Source organism: Haloarcula onubensis (assembly GCF_031624605.1).
In the GTDB taxonomy this organism is placed as follows: domain Archaea; phylum Halobacteriota; class Halobacteria; order Halobacteriales; family Haloarculaceae; genus Haloarcula; species Haloarcula onubensis.
The window spans coordinates 396,362-417,575 of record NZ_JAMQOS010000001.1 but is presented as its reverse complement, the minus strand read 5'-3'; the positions used below and the strand labels follow the sequence as shown (position 1 = coordinate 417,575).

The 21,214-nt window shown below is 68.8% G+C and carries 19 protein-coding genes; 12 read left to right on the top strand and 7 right to left on the bottom strand.

Annotation, left to right across the window (positions count from 1 at the left end; genetic code table 11):
* Positions 1-2: 2 nt before the first annotated feature.
* Positions 3-797: a lipoate--protein ligase family protein gene (locus NDI86_RS02160; protein WP_310898750.1), complete on the bottom strand. Its 795-nt coding sequence runs from the start codon at positions 795-797 to the stop codon at positions 3-5.
* A 53-nt stretch (positions 798-850) separates the two neighbouring features.
* Entirely contained in the window at positions 851-1,525 is a 675-nt protein-coding gene (locus NDI86_RS02155) for a helix-turn-helix domain-containing protein (protein WP_310898749.1), read from the bottom strand.
* An 83-nt stretch (positions 1,526-1,608) separates the two neighbouring features.
* On the opposite strand from NDI86_RS02155, the gene NDI86_RS02150 reads away from it, so the two are divergent.
* On the top strand, positions 1,609-3,249 hold the full coding sequence (locus NDI86_RS02150) for an NADH-quinone oxidoreductase subunit D (protein WP_310898748.1): 1,641 nt from the start codon (positions 1,609-1,611) through the stop codon (positions 3,247-3,249).
* A gap of 80 nt (positions 3,250-3,329) precedes the next feature.
* On the opposite strand, the gene NDI86_RS02145 is transcribed toward NDI86_RS02150, so the two are convergent.
* From NDI86_RS02145 to NDI86_RS02130, 4 genes are read right to left on the bottom strand one after another with little or no spacing between them, the layout of a single operon-like run.
* A complete protein-coding gene (locus NDI86_RS02145; RefSeq protein ID WP_310898747.1) occupies positions 3,330-3,869 on the bottom strand; it encodes a hypothetical protein in 540 nt (179 codons plus the stop codon).
* Positions 3,869-5,557 carry a b(o/a)3-type cytochrome-c oxidase subunit 1 gene (locus NDI86_RS02140; RefSeq protein ID WP_310898746.1) on the bottom strand — a complete coding sequence of 563 codons (1,689 nt, stop codon included), beginning with the start codon at positions 5,555-5,557 and terminating at the stop codon, positions 3,869-3,871. The genes NDI86_RS02145 and NDI86_RS02140 overlap by 1 nt, the downstream gene beginning before the upstream one ends.
* On the bottom strand, positions 5,557-6,090 hold the full coding sequence (locus NDI86_RS02135) for a cytochrome c oxidase subunit II (protein WP_310898745.1): 534 nt from the start codon (positions 6,088-6,090) through the stop codon (positions 5,557-5,559). Before NDI86_RS02135 ends, NDI86_RS02140 begins: the two co-directional genes overlap by 1 nt.
* Positions 6,091-6,094: 4 nt before the next feature.
* Positions 6,095-7,279 (bottom strand): halocyanin domain-containing protein, encoded by a 1,185-nt coding sequence (locus tag NDI86_RS02130; protein WP_310898744.1) that lies wholly within the window; start codon positions 7,277-7,279, stop codon positions 6,095-6,097.
* Between the two features lie 157 nt (positions 7,280-7,436).
* Here NDI86_RS02130 and NDI86_RS02125 point away from each other — a divergent pair, with 157 nt between their 5' ends.
* From NDI86_RS02125 to NDI86_RS02075, 11 genes are all read left to right on the top strand, one after another.
* Positions 7,437-7,613, top strand: coding sequence for a DUF8131 family protein (locus tag NDI86_RS02125; protein ID WP_310898743.1), 177 nt, complete (start codon positions 7,437-7,439; stop codon positions 7,611-7,613).
* 1 nt (position 7,614) lies between these two features.
* Entirely contained in the window at positions 7,615-8,385 is a 771-nt protein-coding gene (locus NDI86_RS02120) for a sulfite exporter TauE/SafE family protein (protein WP_310898742.1), read from the top strand.
* Complete coding sequence (locus tag NDI86_RS02115; protein WP_310898741.1) at positions 8,382-11,144, top strand: heavy metal translocating P-type ATPase; 2,763 nt, start codon at positions 8,382-8,384, stop codon at positions 11,142-11,144. Before NDI86_RS02120 ends, NDI86_RS02115 begins: the two co-directional genes overlap by 4 nt.
* Positions 11,145-11,253: 109 nt before the next feature.
* Positions 11,254-11,778 (top strand): peptide-methionine (S)-S-oxide reductase MsrA, encoded by a 525-nt coding sequence (gene msrA, locus NDI86_RS02110; RefSeq protein ID WP_310898740.1) that lies wholly within the window; start codon positions 11,254-11,256, stop codon positions 11,776-11,778.
* Positions 11,775-12,188, top strand: a complete 414-nt coding sequence (locus NDI86_RS02105) for an acyl-CoA thioesterase (protein WP_310898739.1) — start codon at positions 11,775-11,777, stop codon at positions 12,186-12,188. Before msrA ends, NDI86_RS02105 begins: the two co-directional genes overlap by 4 nt.
* A 118-nt stretch (positions 12,189-12,306) precedes the next feature.
* Complete coding sequence (locus tag NDI86_RS02100) at positions 12,307-12,771, top strand: Lrp/AsnC family transcriptional regulator (protein WP_310898738.1); 465 nt, start codon at positions 12,307-12,309, stop codon at positions 12,769-12,771.
* Between the two features lie 231 nt (positions 12,772-13,002).
* Positions 13,003-14,481 carry a proton-conducting transporter transmembrane domain-containing protein gene (locus NDI86_RS02095; protein WP_310899637.1) on the top strand — a complete coding sequence of 493 codons (1,479 nt, stop codon included), beginning with the start codon at positions 13,003-13,005 and terminating at the stop codon, positions 14,479-14,481.
* The gene (locus tag NDI86_RS02090) at positions 14,471-16,825 is read left to right on the top strand and encodes a DUF2309 domain-containing protein (protein ID WP_310898737.1); all 2,355 of its coding nucleotides are present in this window, start codon (positions 14,471-14,473) and stop codon (positions 16,823-16,825) included. Before NDI86_RS02095 ends, NDI86_RS02090 begins: the two co-directional genes overlap by 11 nt.
* Positions 16,826-17,140: 315 nt before the next feature.
* On the top strand, positions 17,141-18,406 hold the full coding sequence (locus NDI86_RS02085; RefSeq protein WP_310898736.1) for a putative manganese transporter: 1,266 nt from the start codon (positions 17,141-17,143) through the stop codon (positions 18,404-18,406).
* Between the two features lie 267 nt (positions 18,407-18,673).
* Positions 18,674-19,582: a serine/threonine-protein kinase RIO2 gene (locus NDI86_RS02080; RefSeq protein ID WP_310898735.1), complete on the top strand. Its 909-nt coding sequence runs from the start codon at positions 18,674-18,676 to the stop codon at positions 19,580-19,582.
* A 206-nt stretch (positions 19,583-19,788) separates the two neighbouring features.
* Positions 19,789-20,223, top strand: a complete 435-nt coding sequence (locus NDI86_RS02075) for a cupredoxin domain-containing protein (RefSeq protein WP_310898734.1) — start codon at positions 19,789-19,791, stop codon at positions 20,221-20,223.
* Here the strand turns inward: NDI86_RS02075 and NDI86_RS02070 are convergent.
* Positions 20,220-21,134 carry an NAD-dependent epimerase/dehydratase family protein gene (locus NDI86_RS02070; protein ID WP_310898733.1) on the bottom strand — a complete coding sequence of 305 codons (915 nt, stop codon included), beginning with the start codon at positions 21,132-21,134 and terminating at the stop codon, positions 20,220-20,222. The genes NDI86_RS02075 and NDI86_RS02070 overlap by 4 nt on opposite strands.
* Positions 21,135-21,214 lie beyond the last annotated feature (80 nt).

Genomic DNA, 21,214 nt, shown 5'->3' with positions numbered 1-21,214 from the left:
TCTCAGGGCGACCGGCGCACCCACTCGTCGGTCGCGTACTTCGAGTCCGCGCGCTCGCGTGCGCGAGCGCGCTCGTCGTCGGTCCAGCTACCTTCGTCGGCACCGACCCACTCGGCGAGCGTCGCCCGGAGGGTCTCGACCACGTCGCTTCGCTCCGCGTCGACGTACTCGTCGACGGCGCCGACCCGCTCGCGGAAGGCGTCGGTGTCTGGCTTGCCGGTGAAACAGCCGCAGTGGCGCTCGGGCCGCAGCGACACCGACAGCGAGCCATGCTGGACGACGGCGTCCTTCCGGCGGTACTGGGCGTTACCGCCTATCTTCCGGCCGTCCGGCCCGACGATGTCGTGGGCGGGGTGGAGCGCCCGGAGGTAACAGGCGGGCCGGTGAATCGCCTCGTACTCGCTGTCCACGAAACGGGCGTCGACGCCGATACCTTCGAAGGCATCGAGGATGGGGTCACAGAACAGTCGGTAACACTCCATCAGGTCCCCCGGGACTGCGTCGGCCGGCGCGACGATGCTGTAGGAGAGGTCGGCGGTGCGGTCGTGGTAGATGGCGCCGCCGCCCGTGGGCCGGCGTGTGACGCCGATGCCCTCGCGCTCGCAGAAGGCCCAGTCGACGCTGTCGGGGTCCTGGTTGTACCCCAGCGAGAGCACGTCCGGCCAGGTGTAGACGCGGACGGTCGCCGGGCCGCCCGCCGCTGCGGTCTCGGCCGCTATCTCCTCTAAGGCCATCGTCGTCGGGCCGTCGTCGGTGGCCTCGCCGATGACCCGCCACTCTAAGTCCGCGAGTGTCATTGACCCGGGTAGGAGGCGGGCGGGGTTAGGGGTTGCGAACGGCGCCGTCGGCGTCAGACCGGACCGCCGCCGCCCTCGACCAGCCGCCCCATCACCCTGGCCTCGGCCTTCCGGAGGTGTTCGGCGGCGGTACCGGGCGAACAGTCCAGTGCCTCGGCCACGTCGGCGGTCGACCCCTCGCGGGGCTCGTCGTAGTAGCCACAGTCGACGGCGGCGGCGACGGCCTCGAACTGGCGGTCGGTCAAGGCGGCGCCCGACTCGAAGCGGTGGCTGGCGTACTCGCCGACCTCGCGCACGTCGACGCCGATACCGTCGGGGACGGCGTCGAGGGCTCGCTGGACGGTCCCCCCGGGGCCGACGAGCGTGAGTTGCATCGTCCCGTCGGCGCGGAACGCGACCGGCGAGACGCCCACCAGCCCGGCGGCCGTGACCGCGTCGACGATGCCCCGGCCCGTCTCGGAGAACCGGTCCCGAACGTAGAGGTAAAACGAGTCGTCCGGACACGTCGAGATGGCGTACTCGACGACGTTCTCGGTCGCCTCCAGCGCCTCGCGGTAGGGCGCTATCGGGTGGCCGTCGACGTAGAACAGCATCGTGTGGAGGTCGTCGTCTGATATATTCCCTCGAAGGAGATACGACGCCTCGTAGCCCTCGTGGTCGACGACGAACTGGTGCATCGGGTTTCGCGCGTCGGGCGGCAGCGACAGCGAGAGCCTGACGTACTTCACACCGGCCATGCGGCCGCCGAATATAAAGGTGCCTCGCCGCTGGGGCACCACTGCGAGGGTGGCCCGGGGCCGATTTTCGGCGTATGTCCCAGTCCGTCGCCACTCCGGCCCGCGCGACCCCCGACCCGGTCGAGCCGATTCGCGAGCACGTCGTCCGCGAGGAGACCCACGAGAACGCGCCGGCGGTCGTGGTCCGCGCCGACGAGGTCCAGCAGGTGCTCTCGACGCTGCGAACCGAGGCCGGACTGGACCACTGTGCCTGTGTCACCGCCCAGGAGTACGCCGACCGCTTCGAGACCGTCTACCACCTGCGAAGCTACGACGACCCGACCCGCGAACTGTCCGTCGTCGTGCCGACGGCCCGCGACGACCCCCGCAGTGAATCCGCGGCAGCGGCGTATCCGACGGCCGAGTGGCACGAGCGAGAGGCCTACGACCTGCTCGGCATCACGTACGACGACCACCCGGACCTCCGCCGACTGCTCCTGCCCGAGACCTGGCAGGGCCACCCGCTGCGCCGGGCGTACGACCAGAGCCAGCCCCAGATAGTCACCTTCCGCGAACACCAGAAGCTGCTGGAAGACGAGCGCGTCGGCCCCGACACGATGCATCTCAACGTCGGCCCACACCACCCCTCGACCCACGGCGTCCTCCACCTGAACGTCGAACTCGACGGGGAGACGGTCGCGGCCGTCGACCCCGACATCGGCTACATCCACCGCTGCGAGGAGCAGATGTGCCAGTCCAAGACCTACCGCCACCAGATAATGCCGTACCCGGACCGCTGGGACTGGTCCGGCGCCGGACTGTTGAACGAGTGGGCCTACGCCCGCACCGCCGAGGACCTCTGTGACATCGACGTGCCGGAGTACGCACAGGTCGTCCGGACGATGTGTGGCGAACTCTCCCGGGTCCTCTCGCACATGCTCGCCATCGCGACCTACGCGCTCGACGTCATCGGGGAGTTCACCGCCGTCTTCCAGTGGGGGATTCGCGACCGGGAACGCGTCCAGGAGATACTCGAGGACCTCACCGGCCAGCGGCTGATGTTCAACTACTTCCGGCTGGGCGGGGTCGCGTGGGACCTCCCGGAACCGCGGGCGGCCTTCTTCGAGAAGATTCACGCGCTCGTCGACGACATGCCCGGCCACCTCGCGGAGTACCACGACATGCTGACGAGCAACGAGTTCTTCCAGCTACGCACCGTCGACACCGGCCACCTCCCGGCCGAGACGGCGAAGGCCTACGGCTGTACCGGCCCCGTCGCCCGCGGGTCGGGCGTCGACTACGACCTGCGACGGGACGACCCCTACGGCTACTACGACGAACTCGACTGGTCGGTCGTCACGGAGGACGAGGGGGACAACTTCGCCCGCGTGCTCGTGCGCCTGCGGGAGGTCGAGGAGTCGATGAAGATAGTCGAACAGTGTGCCGACCTGCTCGAACAGTGGCCCGAGAGCGACCGCGAGATTCAGGCCAACGTCCCCCGGACGCTCCGGCCCGAGCCCGACACCGAGATATACCGCAGCGTCGAGTCCGCCAAGGGCGAACTCGGCATCTACATCCGCTCGGACGGCACTGACACGCCCGCGCGGTTCAAGATTCGCGGCCCCTCCTTCTCCCACGTCCAGACGCTCCCCGAGATGGCCCGCGGCGAGTACGTCGCCGACCTCGTGGCGACGCTCGGGAGTCTCGACCCCATCATGGGCGACGTCGACCGGTAGTCAGACGGAGTGTTGGAGCTGTGTCCCGGTGAACGCCTCCCGGGCCCGGTGATACCGGTAAGAGACTACGACAGGCCGTGTCAGTTTCCGGAGACGGGGACGTCCCCTATCTCGACGGTGTACCCGCGGGCGCTCGCGGTGCCGTTTGCCGGCGTCGTCACGACCGTCGCTCGCAGGGTGTCGGGACGCTGGCCGGCCGGCAGGCGCCACGTGCCGGTGACGGCCCCCGACTGGCCGGGTGACAGCGCGCCCGTCGTCGCGCCGCTTCCGTCGACGGTCCGCCCGTCCCGGGTCGTCACCGAATCGAGGCGGAGCTCGTAGCCGTCGGCGGCGTCGGTGACGTTCACCGTGAGGACGAACCGCCAGCTGTCCTCGCGAGCGACCACCGTCGCCTCGGTGACGCGCTCGGTGGCCGTCGTCTCGGGCAGTATCTCGTCGCCGACGGCCGCACCGTCGACCTCGGGTGTCGCGGTCGGCGTCGCCGCCCCCTGCCCGCCGCCGACGTAGTGGCCGACGAGCCCGCCGAAGGTCACCACCTCGATGGCGATGGGGAGGCCGATAGCGAGCACGAGCAACACCCGCACCATGCTCACCTCCGGCGGGTCGACGTCCTCGAACATCAGACCGGGATGGGCGGACTGCCCGGGGCGGTGATACCGTCGGCGACCATGCTGGCAAGCGGCGGGCCGTAGGCGATGACGATGAGCACCAGCGCGATGGCCGTCCAGAGCTTGTAGTTGTCGAGTATCCGCGGGCTGTGGTGCGCCCCCGAGAGCGGCTCCGGAATCGTGCTGTTGACCGACAGGGTCCCGCCGCGGTGGGCCAGCCACGTCTCGGCCATCACGAACAGGAACATCGCCGCGCCGACGAACAGCAGCGTCCCGCCGATGGCAATCTGGAGGCGCATCTCGCCGACCGTCCCGGCGACACCGCTGAAGCTGAACTCGCTGTAGGTCGGCTCGGCGGTCCGGCGCGGGATGCCCGCCAGCCCCGCCCGGTGCATCGCGTTGGACATCAGCGCCATCCCGATGAACCAGACGTACGGCTGGGCGACCGCGACGGAGCGCCGGCGCAGTTTCTTGCCCGTTATCTGCGGGACCAGCCAGTAGCTGATGGCCATCGCCGTCAGCGCAAAGGCGGTGCCGACGGTGAGGTGGAAGTGACCCGGCACCCACAGCGTGTTGTGGATGAGGTAGTTGATGTTCATCCCGGCGTTTATCATCCCCGAGAAGCCGCCGGCGGCGAACATCAGGCCGGCCAGCATACAGCCCGTGAACGCGGGGTTGTCCCACGGCAGTTCACGCAGCCAGCTGACGTAGCCCGTCGCGCCGCGCTGGCGGGCGCCGTGTTCGACGCTGGCGACGACGGTGAAGGCCGTCAGCAGCGACGGCAGCAACAGGAACATCGTGTTCGTCATCGCGATGGCCTTGAACCCTTCCGGGATGCCGGGGTCGACGTACTGGTGGTGGAACCCGACCGGCGTCGACAGCAGCAAGAAGAGGACGAACACGACGCGGGCGAGCGGGTCGCTGAACAGCCGCCCGCCGGCGAGTTTCGGCAGGATGGTGTACCAGACCAGGTAGGCCGGCATCAGCCAGAAGTACACCACCGGGTGGCCGAAGTACCAGAACAGCGTCCGCGTCAGCAGCGGGTCGACCTGGTCGATGAGCCCGAGCGACCACGGGATGAGGAAGGCGACCACCTCGACGGCGACGCCGATGGTACTGATGTACCACATCAGCATCGTCGTCAACACCATGAACGTCTGCAGTGGGATGCGCTCGTCGGGGTTGTCCTCTCGCCAGGCCCACAGCGACTTGAAGTAGGCGAAGCCGGCTATCCACGAGCCGACGATGAGCAGGGCCGCACCGACGTAGAACAGCGGGTGGGCCTGCATCGGCGCGTAGAACGTGAACAGGACGTCCGCGCTGAGGTCCTGGCCGAACACCGAAGGCGCGCCCATGACCCCGCCGAGGATTGCCACCGTCGCCAGCACCGTCCCGACGAGCATCAGCCAGAACGCCGCCCAGGAGACCCGCTGGGGGAGCTCCCGCTCCAAGGTGTTAGACACCGCCCAGCCGAACAGGCCGGCGATGAAGAAGGTCGTAAACACCAGCGCCAGCAGGACCCCGTGGCCCGTCAGGATGGTGTAGTAGTCCGCGGAGCTGACGAATCCGCGGAACATACCCGTGCGATGGAGCGCCTGGACGATGCCAAAGAGCGCGCCGATACCGAGCGCGACGAACGAGACGATGAACTGGCTGCGAACGAGTTTCGACGTTTTTGGGTAGCTATCGACGTAGACCATCAGTTTTGCACCTCCGTGCTGTTGTGTTCGTATTCCGATTTCGGGACCACCTCGACGGACCCACCCATCGTGTGATGTCCGGAGCCGCAGTACTCGTGACAGACCAGGCCGTAGGTCCCCGGCTCGTCGAACTCGGCGGTGACCTCCGACACCTGGCCGGGGATGACCATCGTGTTGATGTTCGTCTCGACGATGGAGAACCCGTGGACCACGTCCGCGCTGGTCACGCGGAACGTGACCCGCGTGTCGGCGGGGACGCGGATGGGGTTGTCACCGGTTCCGGGGGCGAACTGGAACTGCTGGGCGACGACGTAGACGACGTAGTGGCTGTCGTTTTGCCTGACGACGCCGGGGTCGTCGAAGCCGGTCCCGGTGTTGCTCTGCTGGACCGCCTGTGGATCTATTTCGCCGCCCGAGTCGTCGACCATCTGGATGCCGACACCGACCGTGCCGTAGGCGATGGTTGCGATGAAGCCGACGATGAGCAGGAGCGCTGCGCCGAGCCAGACCTTCTCGAAGTTGTGAACCTGCATTGTATCACCCGATGACCGAGACGCGACCGAGGAACTCCACGAAGTACATGAACACCCACAGCAGGACGATGAGGACGAAGTAGGCCGCCACCAGCGAGGCCGTCCCCCACGGGTCGAACTCGTCGTGACCGACTTCGACGGCGGGCTCGGCTTCCTCGGCCTCCGCGACCGGCGTCGGACCGCTCGCCAGTTCGAGGTCCGCGTCGTCCGGCACCGGCGGCTGCTCCCGGTAGCGACGGCGCATCACCGCGGCGAACAGCAGCGGCGAGAAGAAGGCCGTCAGCACCGACCCGGCGAGCAGCCAGCCCGGTCCCGACAGCTCGATGTCCGCGCCGCCCTCGCCGCCGCTACCGCCCTGTAGCGGGCCGCCGACGACGACGGCACCTTTCATCCCGAGCCCCTTGTGGGGCTCACAGAGGTACTTGTAGATGCCGTAGTCCTCGAAGGTGTGGCTGTAGGTCGTTCCCTCCGAGGAGGCGAGTTCCCCGGAGTCCAGCGGCCCGTCGCCGTCCGAGACGACGTTGTGGCCGCCGCCATTGCCAGTCCATTTCCAGGTGACTTCCGTGCCGGGCGTAACTCGGACCGCCGGCGGGTCGAAGGCGTACGCGCCGTTGTTCCCCTCCGCGCCGACGGCTATCTCGACGCTGTCGGAACCGGTCTTGTCCACGGTCGTGCCCTCGAAGTTCGAGACGTCGCCGAACCAGCCGCCGTAGTCGGGCTCGGCGGGCGGCCCCTTCGGCCCGGGCGTCCCTTCCTCGACGACGACGGCGCCTTTCATCCCGAGTCCCGCGTGGGGCTCACAGACGTACTTGTAGATGCCCGTCTCCTCGAAGGAGTGGCTGTAGGTGGCACCTTGCTCCGAGACGGGGTCGCCCGAGTCCAGCGGCCCGTCGCCGTCCGAGACCACGTTGTGGCCGGCGCCCTCGCCGGTCCACGTCCAGACGACCTCCGCCCCGGGGTTGACCTTCACCGCAGGCGGATCGAAGGCGTACGCGCCACCGTTGCCCTCCGCGCCGACCCGTATCTCGACGCGGTCCTGGCCACGCTTGTCGACGGTCTCCTCGTAGTTCGAGACGTCGCTGAACCAGCCGCCGTAGTCGGGTTCGCTCTGTGCGCTCGCGCGACCGGCCACGCCGAGGGCGGCCGCCCCGGCGGTCGCCGTCAGGAACTGCCGGCGGCCGACCGTCATCGGCCACCTCCCGGCGCGGCGGCCCAACACTCGTTGTCGATGCTGAACGGCTCCATAGTCGACGGAAGAGACTGGCGTCGCAAAAAGGGGGACCGGCGTTCTTACGCGCTTGGAATACGCCAACCGTTTTTATATTGTACCCCACATACCCTCGGTCATGTCAACGTCCAGCCCGCGACTCGTCACGCTACTCGCACTGCTGGGTCTGGCACCGGTCGCCTACTACATCCAGGGGACGGGGCGGACCGTCGTCGCCCTCTCGCTGGTCAGCGTCGTGGTCATCGCGGCGAGCCTCTTCCTGATGACGGGCGACCACGAGGGCCAGGCCAGCTGAGATGGCCCCCGTGACCGGGCTGTCGGCGGGCGAGACGACCGGACTCGCCGCGATGGTCGGGCTCGGCCTCGTCGGGAGCGTCCACTGTCTGGGGATGTGTGGCCCGCTCGTGACCACCTACGCCGACCGCCTCGACGACGGCGGACCGCTGTCGCTGGCCGAGATTCGCCAGCAGACGCTGTTCAACGTCGGCCGCACCGGTAGCTACACGCTGCTTGGCGGCCTCTTCGGCGCGGCGGGCGCGCTCGTCTACGACCTGGCGGCGCTCGCACGCGTGGGCGACGTAGTCAGGGGCGGCGTCGGCGTCGCCGTCGGCCTGTGCATCCTCGCCGTCGGCGTGGGCTATCTGACCCGTGGCCGGGCCGTCGACCTGGGCCGGTCGCTGCCGCTGGTCGGCGACCTGTTCGCGCGTCTCTCCTCGGCGATGGTCGCCCGGCTGGACCGCCTGGTCGACGGGCCGGGGATGGTCGCGCTGGGAGCCATGCACGGCCTGCTCCCCTGTCCGCTGCTGTACCCGGCCTTCCTCTACGCCGCGACCACCGGCTCGGCGGTGACCGGCGCGCTCTCGCTGGCCGCGCTGGGACTTGGAACCGTCCCGCTGGTCTTCGCCGCCGGGACCGCCTTCGGGAGCCTCTCGACCCGCCGGCGCGCCACCCTGCACCGGGTCATGGGCGCGGTCTTCCTCCTGCTCGCGCTGGTACCGCTCGCGAACGGGCTGGCGGCCTTCGGCGTCGCCCTCCCGAAGCCGCCGCTGCCGATGCCCTGGACATGACCGACTGCACGCTCTGTGGACTGCCGGCCGACTCGCCGGTCACCGACAGCGACGTGACCGGCGCGTTCTGCTGTCGCGGCTGCCTCGAAGTCGCCCGCACGCTGGACGACCCGGCGGGCGCCGACCCCGACGCCGTCGACACCGCAGACCCCGACGACGGCGCGGGCGAGACGGCGTTTCTCTCCGTCTCTGGGATGCACTGTGCGACCTGCGAACTGTTCCTCGAACGGCGCGCTACTTCCCGCGACGGTGTCACCGGCGCGTCGGCCAGTTACGCCACCGGGACGATGAAGCTCACCTACGACCCCGACGTGGTCGACGCCGACACGCTGCCCGAGGCCGTCTCGGGGACGGGCTACGAGGTCGACCGCCGGGAGCCCGACGACGAGGACGACACCGAGCAGGTGGGGCGCCTGCTCGTCGGCGGCTTCTTCGGGATGATGACCATGCTGTGGTACGTCCTCTTCCTGTATCCCGAGTACCTGGGGCTGTCGTTCGGGCTGGTCGACCTCGGGGGGTCCGCGGGCTCGTATCTGCTCTGGAACATGGCCGTGATGACCGCCGTCGTGGTCGGCTACACGGGCTGGCCGCTCCTTCGCGGCGCCGCCGTCAGCCTGCGGACCGGCCGCCCGAACATGGACCTGCTGGTGGCGATGGCCGCGACGACCGCCTTCGCGTACAGCCTGCTGGCGGTCCTGCTGGGCCGGACCGAGGTGTACTTCGACGTCGCGACGGTCATCGTGCTCGCGGTCTCGGTGGGCGACTACTACCGCGAGCGGGTCCGCCGGGCCGCCGCCGGCCGGCTCGCCGACCTGACCGCCCAGCGGGTCGAGCGGGCGCGCCGACGGACCGAGTCGGGCACCGAGCGGGTCGACCGGGAGGACCTGACCGCGGGCGACGAGGTGGTCGTCAGGCCGGGCGAGCGGGTCCCCGTCGACGGCACCGTCGTCGAGGGGACCGCGGGCGTCGACGAGTCGCTGGTGACCGGCGAGTCCCTGCCGGTCCGAAAGACGCCCGGCGACGAGGTAGTCGGCGGGGCGACGGTGACCAGCGGCGGTGAGCTAAACGAGTCCGACGGCAGTGAGCCCGACAAAGCGCGGCGAGCCCCGTCGGACTCCGTCGGCGGCGGCCTCGTGGTGGCAGTCGGGCCGGGCGCGGAGAGCACCATCTCCCGGCTGACGGAACTGCTCTGGAGCGTCCAGAGCGAACGCGGCGGCGTCGGACGGCTCGTCGACCGCGTCGCGGCGGTCTTTGTCCCCCTCGTGGTCGGGCTGGCACTCCTCGCGACCGCCGTCCACCTGTGGCTGGGCGCGGCTCCGACCGACGCCCTGCTGACCGGACTGGCGGTGCTGGTCGTCTCCTGCCCCTGCGCGCTGGGGCTTGCGACGCCGCTGGCGACCGCCGCCGGCGTCCGCGCGGCGCTGGCCGACGGCATCGTCGTCACGGACGGGTCGGCCTTCGAGACGGCCAGCGAGGTGGACGTGGTCGCCTTCGACAAGACCGGGACGCTCACCACCGGCGAACTGCGGCTGGTCGAACGGCCCGGCGGCGAGGCGCTCCGTCGGGCCGCCGCCGTCGAACAGTTCGCCGACCACCCGCTGGCCGGGGCGATAGTCGACGCCGCGCAGCAGTCCGACGCGGCGATAGTCGACGCCGCGCAGCAGTCCGACGCGGCGATAGTCGACGCCGCGCAGCGGTCCGACGTGCGCGTCACGGAGGTAGAACACTACCCCGGGCGCGGCGTTAGCGGGGTGGTCGTAGCGGCCCCGCAGGCGGACGACGGGGGCGTCGAAGCGGCCCCGCAAGCGGACGACGGGGGCGTCGAAGCGGCCCCGCAAGCGGACGACGGGGGCGTCGAAGCGGCCCCGCAGGCGGACGACGGGGGCGTCGAAGCGGCCCCGCAGGCGGACGACGGGGGCGTCGAAGCGGCCCCGCAAGCGGACGACGGGGGCGTCGAAGCGGCCCCGCAAGCGGACGACGGGGGCGTCGAAGCGGCCCCGCAGGCGGACGACGGGGCCGTCGACGGCGAGCGCGTCGCCGTCGGGACGCCCGACCTGCTCGCCGACCTGGGGCTGTCGGTGCCCGACGGACTCGCGGACCGCTGCGAGCGGGCCCGTGCCGAGGGCCACCTCCCCGCGCTGGTCGGCTGGGACGGCCGCGCCCGGGACATCGTCGTGGGCGGGGACCGCCCGCGCGAGAACTGGGAAGCGGTCGTCGAGTCCCTGTCGCCCCGGGAGGTCGTGGTCGTCACCGGCGACGGGCCCGCCGCGGCCGCGCGGTTCGAGCGTCACCCGGCGGTCGACGAGGTGTTCGCCGGCGTCCCGCCCGAGGCGAAAGCCGAGGTGGTCGAGCGGCTCCGAGAGCGGGGCACCGTCGCGATGGTGGGCGACGGCACGAACGACGCCCCGGCGCTGGGGACGGCCGACCTCGGCATCTCGCTGGCCTCGGGGACGGCGCTGGCCGCCGACGCCGCCGACGCCGTCGTGACCACGGACGACCTCGCCGCCATCCCCCGGGTGTTCGACCTGACGACCCGGACCCGCCGGCGCATCCGCGAGAACCTCGCGTGGGCGTTCTGTTACAACGGCGTCGCCCTGCCGCTCGCGCTCGTCGGCCTGCTGAACCCGCTCTTTGCCGCGCTGGCGATGACCGCCTCCAGTCTGCTCGTGGTCGGAAACTCCGCCCGGTCGCTCGGTGACACCGGTGTCTCGACCGGACGGGCGGACGCAGCGCCTGCGGTGCCGGCGAACGCGGACTGAGACGAGCGGGCGACGGGACGTTGCTCTCGGGTGTCCGTGCTGCGAACCCGGGACCGGCGGGACGACGCCGACCGGCCGCTTTTGTACGTCCCACGCCTACTAGCGCCCGATGACCGAGCAAGCGACGTTCGCGGGTGGGTGTTTCTGGTGTACCGAGTCCGTCTTCAAGCAGGTCGACGGCGTCGAGGACGTCGTCTCGGGCTACGCCGGGGGCCACGTCGAGGACCCGAGCTACAAGGCCGTCTGCCGGGAGGAGACGGGCCACGCCGAGTGTGTCCAGCTAACGTACGACCCCGGCGTGGTGAGCTACGAGGACCTGCTGGCGGTCTTTTTCACGACCCACAACCCGACCACGCTGAACCGGCAGGGCAACGACGTGGGCACGCAGTACCGCTCGGCGGTGTTCTACCACGACGAGGGCCAGCGCGAGGCCGTCGAGTCCTTCATCGAGGAGATTCAGCCTGGCTACGACGACGACATCGTCACCGAAGTCGAGCCCCTGGAGGCGTTCTACCCCGCCGAGGCGTACCACCAGGACTATTTCGAGAAGAACCCAAACCAGGCGTACTGTCAGATGACCATCCCACCGAAACTGGAGAAGTTGCGCGAGAAGCACGCGGAGCTGCTGGCATGAACTTCGAGACGGAGGTCCCGCTGCGCTACGACGACCTGGACACCTACGGCCACGTCAACAACGTCCGCTACGGCACCTATATCGAGGAGGCCCGCATCGACTATCTGGCCGCGGTGGTCGGCGACGGGAGCCGGTCGTTTCTCTCCGACGACGAGACGGGCATCGTCGTCAAGACCCTGGAAATCGAGTTCGAGCAGCCGGTCACCCCCACCGACAGCGTCACCGTCAGCGTGCGGATACCCAGCCTCGGGACGACGAGTTTCCCGATGGAGTACGAGGTCCGTGACGACGGCGCCGTCGCCGCGACCGGCGAGTCCGTCGTGGTCACCTACGACCGCGAGACGGGCGAACCCCAGCCGATTCCCGAACGCTGGCGCGACGCCATCAGCCAGTTCGAGTTCGGGCAGTAGGGGTTTTCGAGCGGTTCGCAGTCCGACCCGGGCGAGCAACGGCCCCGAAGCGTGAACCCGCAGCTATCGCTCCCGCGACAGGCGAAGTTCCTTTGACGGTGACGGCGCAAGGCGGTGTATGGGAGACGATGCCATCGACGAGGTTGACGAGGCTATCCTCCACGCCCTCCAGGAGGACGCACGGAACATCTCGTCGGGCGATATCGCGGAGCGAACCGGTACCTCGGGCAGCACCGTCCGGAAACGAATCCAGCGACTGGAGTCCGACGAGGTAATCAAGGGGTACAGCGCCGAAATCGACTACCAGAAGTCGGGCTACCCGCTGCGAATGCTGTTGTTCTGTACGGCGCCGATTCCCGAACGCGGCGAGCAGATTCCGGCCATCCTCGACATCGACGGCGTCGTCTCGGTCCAGGAACTGGTCACCGGCGAACGGAACCTGCTGGTGACGGCCGTCGGTGAGACGGACAGCGACATCACCCCGGTCGCACAGGCGCTGCTGGACCTGGGACTGACCGTCGTCGACGAGGTGCTGGTCCGGAGCCACGAGACGACGCCGTTCGGCGAGTTCAGCAACGAGTAGGAGCCACTTGCGGCATCGGGAGACGCCGATCGGCGCGAGCGAGTCTGAGCGCCCACTGTCGACGGTGGCGCCCGACAGTGAGAAACCATAATGTTCTATAATTCCCAATTCTGCGAACAGACTGGTAAGATAGAAGGGTTTAATAACCAGTCTGTTCGTTATGTGAGTGAACGACGGCCGGCACCGCTCGCGACGAGGCTCCGGGCGGTGCCGGTCGACGAACACGCTATCATGTCAGACGAAACACAGCGCACGACGGTCAGACCGCTTCCAAGCGGCATAGGGCAGCAAGCACCGAACACGCCGAAGGCCCTGACCCGAGCCGTCTGGCTGCTGTGGGGGCTGAGTCTGGTCGCACTGGTGGGCTACGCGGTGGACGGCTGGTCGCCCGCCGTCGGCGGCCTGGTCGCCGTCGACGGGCTGACCGTCCTGATGTGGACGGTCGTGACGTTCTTCTCGGGCATCGTCCACAGCTACTCGCGCCGCTACATGGCCGGCAGCGCCCACGAGACGCGCTTTTTCGCCGCCGTGTTCGGCTTCACGCTGGTCGTGATGGGGCTGGTAGCGGCGAACCACGTCGCCCTGTTCGGGCTGTTGTGGCTGGCGATGGGGCTGCTGATGGCACGGCTCATCGGCGTCATCAGCGGGTGGAAACAGGCGGGTGCGGCCGCCTCGGTCGCCCGCAACTACTTCCTCGCCAGTAGCGCGTTGCTTTCCGTCGCGCTGTCGGCGCTGTGGTGGGTGACCGGCGCGACGACGATTTCGGGCATCGCCGCCGCCTCGGAGACGCTCGGCGGCCCGGTGTGGCTCGCGGCCGCCGGCGCGCTCGTCCTCGCGGCGATGATTCAGTCCGCGCTCATCCCCTTCCAGGGCTGGCTGCTCTCCTCGATGACCGCGCCGACGCCGGCGTCGGCGCTGATGCACGCCGGCTTCGTCAACGCTGGCGGCATCCTGCTGACCCGCTTCGCCCCGGTCATCACCGTCGACCCCACGCTCATGCTCGCCGTGGTCGGCGTCGGTGCGGCCAGCGCCCTCGGGGGCAAACTCCTGAAGATGGTCCAGACAGACGTCAAGAGCAAGCTCGGGTGTTCGACCATCGGACAGATGGGGTTCATGATAATGCAGGCCGGACTCGGCTTCTTCGGGGCCGCAATCACCCACCTCATCCTGCACGGCTTCTACAAGGCCTACCAGTTCCTCTCCTCCGGTGACGGCGTCGAGCACACCAGTCCGACCGACGAGATAGGGATGCGAGAGAGCCTCGCCGGCATCGCCGTGACGCTCCTGACCGCCCTGGCCGGCGGCATGTTGTTCGCGACGCTGACCGGGAAGGGAGCGAAGGTCGACAGCGGCCTCCTGCTGACCTTCTTCGTCGTGTTCACCACGCTGCACGCGGCGCGCAACGCGGTCACGCACACCGAGCTCCCGGCGAGGGCCCGCTACGGGGCCGTCCCGCTGGTCTTCTTCCCCGCCATCGTCCTCTATGCCGTGGTCTACGAGGCCATCTCGGGACTCCTGGCGGTGAGCACGGCGACGACCGAGTTGACGCTGCTCCACGGCGCCGTCGCCGTGTTCTTCGTCGGTGTCTACCTCGCAATCGAGACCGGCGTCCACAAACACAGCCAGCGCCTCTACGTGGCGCTGTTGAACGCCAGCCAGCCGCCGACCGGCACCCTGGTGACCGACACGGAGGACTACAATGAGTACTGAATCCACCATCCGCGACAGCATCGACGACGCAGCAGCGACCGTCGGCTCGGTCTGGCCCATCCACTCGTTCGTGACGGCCAACCCCCTCTCGGGGTTCGAGGACCAGCCATTCGCCGAGGCGGTCGCACAGGCTACCGACATCCTGGGCGGACGGGGCTACCCCAGCCCGGAGACGTTCCGCGAGGCACTTTCGCGCGACCAGATAGACCGCGCCGTCCTCGCGGACGAGCTCAGCGAGGCCGGCTACGAGGCCGACCCGGAGACGCTGCTCGACCGCATGGACACCGCCGTCGATGACGCCACAGAGGAGCCCGATACGGGCGAGGACCGCGTCGACCACGTGTTGACGAAGTGGCTGTCGGCGTTCCTCGACGAGGGCCGCGCCCACTGGCCGCTGCCGGACCGCGACCTCGGCTTCTACGGCGTCTTCCGCCAGATGGCCGCGTACGACGGCCAGATTCCGGACTCGGGGGTCGTCGCGGACCTGCCGGCGACGCCGACCGAGGCCATCGAGACGGTGCTCGAACCGCATCCCGAACACCAGTGGGACGCCATCTTCGAGGAGCAACTGGCCGCGCTCCCGGGCTGGACCGGGTTCGTCAAACAGCGCGCTGCCGACGGTGGCGAGTGGCAAGAGCGGTATCGCATAACGCTGACCGGCTATCTCGCGGTGCGTCTCGCGTTGCTCGACGCCGTCGACGCCGACCTCACGCCCTCGCCGGGGACCGACGAGCACGAGGTCGACGAGCTCAGCGAGGCGTTCCTGTGCGCGTGGGAGGCGACCTACCGCGAGGAGCTCGTCGAGAGCGTCAGCGCCGAGAGCGAGGCGCTGGCCGACAGCGAGCCGTCTGGCCGCCCGGACGCCCAGCTGGTCTTCTGTATCGACACCCGCTCGGAGGTCCTGCGCCGCCATTTAGAGGCAACGGGCGACTACGAGACCCACGGCTACGCCGGCTTCTTCGGCATCCCGATGGAGTACGAGGGGTACGACTCGGAGGTCAGCGTCGAGGCCTGCCCGCCCATCGCCGACGCACAGCACCACGTTCGCGACGAGCCGACCGACGCCGAGACGAAAGAAGAGTACGACCACCTGACGGGCATCCGCAAGGGGGCAGCCGAAATCGTCGAGTCCATCGAGACCAACGCCGCGACGGCCTACGGCTTCGTCGAGAGCGCCGGGAGCGGCTACGGGCTCGCGCTGGCGGCACGCACCCTCGTGCCGGGCCGCGTCCACGACTTCTTCGACGGCGTCGACGAGCGCGTGCCACACGAGCACGAGTTCTGTCGCCCGTCGCTCGACGGCCTCAGCCTGGAAGAACAGGTCGGCTACGCCGAGACCGCCTTCGACCTGATGGGCTGGGACCGCTTCGCCCGCCTGGTCGTGTTCACCGGCCACGCCGGGGAGACGGCGAACAACCCGTTCGATTCGAGCCTGGACTGCGGGGCCTGTGCCGGCAACCCCGGCGGTCCCAGCGCCCGCGTGCTCGCAGAGATATGCAACCAGGACGCCGTGCAGGCCGAACTGCGCGAGCGCGGCTTCGAGATTCCCGACGACACCGTCTTCCTCGCCGGCCAGCACAACACCACGACCGACGAGGTCGACCTCTACGACGGAGCGGTCCCCGAGAGCCACGCCGAGGAACTCGAGACGCTGCGTGCGGACCTGGAGACGGCCCGCGAGGCGACGGCCCAGGAGCGCATCGACTCGACCGACGCCGTCCGCGAGACCGAGCGCAAGGCGGCCGACTGGGCCGAGACCCGTCCCGAGTGGGGGCTGGCCGGCAACGCCGGCTTCGTCGTCGGGCCGAGCGAACTGGCCGCCGGCCTCGACCTCGACGGTCGCGCCTTCCTGCACTCCTACGACTGGTCGACCGACCCCGACGGCGACGCGCTCGAGGCCATCATGACGGCGCCGATGGTCGTCACGCAGTGGATAAACTGCCAGTACTACTTCTCGACGGTCGACACCGCCGTCTACGGGAGCGGGTCGAAGATAACCCACAATCCCGTGGGTAACGTCGGCGTCTACCAGGGCAACGGCGGCGACCTGATGACCGGCCTCCCGCTGCAGTCGCTGCTGGCGGCCGACGACGAGCCGTACCACCAGCCGCTGCGCCTCTCGACGGTCGTCCACGCGCCGGTCGACACCGTCACCGATATCCTCGCCGACCACGAGAACGTCGCGCAGCTACTCGACAACGGCTGGCTCTCGCTGACCGTCGTCGACCCGACCCGCGACCACGCCGCCTTCCACTACGCCGGCGAGCTGTCCTGGCAGCCGGCAGACGGGGCGGCGACCGTCGAACCGACGGCCGAGGCCACGCCGGCCGTCGCCGACGACTGAGTCCGCCCGCGACCGGTTGCGCCGTCACGAACCGCCGGCACGACCGTTCGACGGAGCCGGTATCGAGCGCCCCTTTCTGAACGGACCCACCACAGACCAGCGGGTATCGCGGTCGACGAGAATTATTAGACTAGTCTAAATCAGATATTAGCTAGAAACACTTTTCTGGTTAGAAAATGCAGAATCAAATGTTCAAGGACTCATGACGAGACACGACGACATATCTCTTCGTCCGGTAGACGCTCGACATCGGCTCCGGCGTGGCAGCGCGAGCGGCCGTGACGCCCGCGACAGCGGGAGCGCGGAGACGGGCAGATGACGGCGCTACAGCTCCCCGCGGGGGCGTTCGACCCCGCGGTACGGGAACTTCTCAACGTACTCATCGGCTCCTGGCGCGAGGGGTTCGTGCAGGTCTCCTGTTTCGTCGGGGCGACGATTCTCCTCTTTAGCCTGGTCCAGTACCGGTTCGACGGCAGACTCACCGAACTGCTCGAAGCGAACGAACGCACCCAGCCGCTCGTCGGCGCCCTGCTCGGCATCACGCCGGGCTGTGGTGGGGCGATTATCGCGATGCCGCTGTACATCCGCGGGACGGTCAGCTTCGGCACCGTCGTCGCCGCGCTCGCGGCGACCGCCGGTGACTCCGCTTTCATCATCCTCGCGCTCGCCCCCGAGGCGGCCGTCTACGCCTACGGCCTCGCCTTCGTCGCCGCCATCCTCTTTGGCTACGCAATCGACCTCTGGGGACTCGGTGTGGGACGGGTCGACGCGGCCGTCGACCGCATCGGCCGGCCGATGACCGACGGCGGGTTCGCCACCACGAGTGTCGCTGACGGCGGCCCGAGCGTCCCCGGCTACGACGGGCCCGACTATCACGACCACGGAAACGGGTTGCCGAGCTACCTGCCCCAGTCTACCCTCATGAAGCGGGTCAGCCACGCCGCCCACGTCCTCTGGTGGGTCGTCCTCGCGGGGGCGCTGGTCGCCGGCGTCATGTACCTCGCACAGGGGGCCAAAGAGCCCATCTGGGAGGTCACACTCACCTACGACGGGCTGTTCACGGTCGCCGGCCTCGTGGGGACGACGCTCTCCTTTTATCTCTACTTCGTCGGGAAACACTACATCGGCGAGGGAGAGACCGGTCGGGTAAAGGACTCCTTCAGGAGTCTCTATGCGACTTTCCAGCACGCCGCCATGGAGACGGCGATGGTCACGGTCTGGGTCATCGCCGGCTACCTTCTCTACGAGTACGGCCTGCTGCTGAGCGGGCTGGACATCCAGGGGCTCGGGGCCGGGGCGGGCGTGCTCGCCCCCGTCGCCGGAGCCCTCATCGGGCTGATTCCCGGCTGTGCGGCCCACATCGTCTTCGCGCAACTGTACGCCGTCGAGGAGGCCATCCCGTTCTCGGCGCTCGTCGCGAACGCCGTTAGCCAGGACGGTGACGCCCTGTTCCCACTGATGGCCATCGACCTGAAGGCGGCCATCGTCGCGACCATCTATACCACGGTGCCGGGCATCGCTGTCGGCGTCGCGGTACACTACCTTTGGCCGTACGCGCAGTTCGGCTTCGGCGTGCTCTGAGACGAGCACCGGCGCTCTCGTCGGCCCACTCACGCGACGCTTCGTCTTGGGCCACGACAGTGCCCGCGTCGGTGGTGACTGTCGCCTTCAGGTCGGCGATTACACCGTTGCAGACCGCGTGAAGCGGGTTTTGCGACTGGTATCGGCACGGCCCGGCGGCGGGCGGCGACCCGGCGACGCCGATATTCTGTATAGCGCTCTCTGGTTTACGGCGGCGAGCGCGCCGACGCGTCGAACTTTTACGAGTCGGGCGATTAGGCGCCGCTAATGGTCCAGAACGTGGCTCCCGTGATGGGAGAGCTGGAGCCGGAGGATTTCCACCTCCTGTCGGGGGTCGAACAGGGGATGCGCTTCTCGGAGTACGTCGACCGCGGGAAGCTCACCGACTTCTCCCGGTTGAGCGAGGAGAACGTCGACTACCGCCTGGACCGGTGTGAGGACCGCGGGCTGGTCGAGCGCAAGACCATCCAGTACGAGGGGTTCAAGCTCACCTTCGAGGGGTACGACGCGCTGGCGCTGCACACCTTCGTCGAGCGGGACACGCTGGAGGGCTTTGGCGCCCCACTCGGCGTCGGCAAGGAGAGCGACGTCTACGAGGTCCAGTCGTACAAACCGCTGGCGCTGAAGTACCACCGCGAGGGGTACACCAACTTCCGCGAGGTGATGCGCGAGCGCGAGTACACGGCCGACCGCGACCACGTCTCCTGGCTCTACACCGCCCGCAAAGCCGCCGAGCGGGAGTACGAGGCCCTGGAGACGCTGTATCCCGACGTCTCGGTCCCCCAGCCCATCGACACGAACCGCCACGCCATCGTCATGGAGAAAGTCGACGGCGTCGAGCTCTCCCGGACCGGACTCGAACCCGAGCAGGTCGTCCCCGTGCTGGACCTCGTCCTCGACGAGATGCAGACCGCCTACGACGAAGGCTTCGTCCACGCCGACATGAGCGAGTACAACGTCTTCGTGACGACCCAGGGGGTCGTCGTCTTCGACTGGCCCCAGGCGATACCGACCGACCACGAGAACGCGGAGGAACTGCTGGCGCGTGACGTCGAGAACATCGTGAACTACTTCCGGCGGAAATATCCCGCCCACGTCGAGGCGGTCGACACCGACGCCCTGGCGACGGCGCTGACCGATGGCAGCTTCGAGAGCGTCGCCGAATACAGCGTCTGAGGCCGCTCGGACCCGTTTTCAGGCAGCAGAGTCGTCGTTAGCACCGCAGCCCGGTCGCCTGCAGCCGCACTAATAAACTATATAACGCTATATCAAATTCCGCCGGGCGAGGAACCCCACAGCGAACGCCGACGGAGAGGCCCGGCACCGGGACCGCTGCCGGGCGAAACCGTGGAAAGTAAACCGGTCGGAACCGAACCGCTGGTATGGACAGACGGACCATACTGCGGGTGAGTGGCGTGACACTGGCAGCGGGACTCGCCGGCTGTGGTGGCTCCTCGTCGGCGGATACGCCCGCCGGGAGTGGGACGGAAAACGACACGCTGGTCGAGATGACCGACGACCTCGCGTTCGAACCGTCGGAACTCACCGTGAGCGTCGGCGACACCGTCACGTGGGAGAACACGGGCTCGGTCCCCCACAGCGTCACCGCCTACGAGGACGAGTTGCCCGACGGGGCGACGTACTTCGCCTCTGGCGGCTTCGACAGCGAGTCGGCCGCCAGGGACAACTACCCGACGGAGGGGGCCGTCGGCGCCGACGAGACCTACGAACACACCTTCGAGACGGCGGGGGAGTTCCCTTACTTCTGTATCCCCCACGAGTCGGGGATGAAAGGGACCATCGTCGTCGAGAGCTAGTTCAGGTAGTCGTGCAGGCCGTCGGCGAGGCCGATTGTGGGTTCGAAGCCCAGCCGCTCGCGGGCCTTCGAGATGTCGGCGGCCGAGTGGCGGATATCTCCCTCGCGGGCGTCGACGTGGGTTATCTCGGCGGAGGGGTCGACCTCGTCTCTGATTATCTCGGCGAGCTCCCGGACCGAGGTGCGCGAGCCGGTGCCGACGTTGAACGCCTCGCCGGTGGCGTCGGTGGTGGCGGCGCGCAGGTTGGCCTGCACCACGTCGGCGACGTTGACGAAGTCGCGGGTCTGCTCACCGTCGCCGTGGACGGTCAGCGGGCCGCCGTCGGCGGCCTGTTCGCTGAAGGCCTTGATGACGCCGGCGTAGTCGCCGCCGGACTGACGGGGCCCGTAGATGTTGAAGTAGCGCAAGGCGACCGTCGGGAGGTCGTAGAGGTCGGCGTAGAGCCGGCAGTAGTGGTCGCTCGCCAGTTTCTCCAGGCCGTAGGGCGAGGAGGGGTCCTTCGGCTCGGCCTCCGTGACGGGCAGGGCGTCGGGCGCGCCGTAGATGGCGGCGCTGGAGGCGAAGACGACGCGGGCGTCCTGGCGTCGGGCCGCCTCCAGGACGGCCAGCGTGCCGGTGGCGTTGACCGCGTTGCTCGTCGTCGGTTCCTCGACCGACCGGGCGACGCTGACGATGGCCGCCTGGTGGAAGACGACGTCGACGCCGTCCATCGCTTCGGACAGGGCCGCGTCGTCGCGGATATCCCCTTCTATCAGCGTCGCGTCCTCGGGGACGTTCTCGCGCTTGCCGCTGGAGAAGTTGTCCAGAATCCGGACGTCGTTGTCGGGGAGGTGGGCGTCCGCGATGTGGCTGCCGACGAAGCCGGCGCCGCCGGTGACGAGGACCGTCTTGTCGCTCACAGTAGCCGTCATACCCGGGAGTGGGCGACACGGGACCAAATAGGTCGGGGCGGTCCAACAATTAAGTAGCGTGAGCGATTCGGCCGCCGAAC